The organism is Paenibacillus sp. 102, from assembly GCF_039549175.1.
Classification (GTDB): domain Bacteria; phylum Bacillota; class Bacilli; order Bacillales; family Bacillaceae_G; genus Bacillus_A.
The window spans coordinates 1-202 of the sequence record NZ_JBCGHT010000116.1 but is presented as its reverse complement, the minus strand read 5'-3'; the positions used below and the strand labels follow the sequence as shown (position 1 = coordinate 202).

The following is a 202-nucleotide window of genomic DNA, read 5'->3' as shown; positions in this document are numbered from 1 at the left end:
ATTATACGGAGATGAAAATTCGCACGCTATTAACGAGAAGGAAACGACGACGAAAGCGTAGCATCGGATGGCAGAGATGGAGTAACGAATATCTCTATGGTGTACTGGGGCTTTACTGGGACTGGAAAGTCCTTCCACTGAAAAGTGCAGAGAATTACCGATGAAAGTGTCTGCCATTCGATAGGTCTCATAACCCTTTTGA

Annotated in this window: 1 pseudogene; it reads left to right on the top strand. The window is 44.6% G+C overall.

The annotated features are described in order from the left end of the window. A pseudogene (locus AAIE21_RS29560) lies at nt 1-164 on the top strand (group II intron reverse transcriptase/maturase); the annotation flags it as partial. Nucleotides 165-202: the final 38 nt, after the last annotated feature.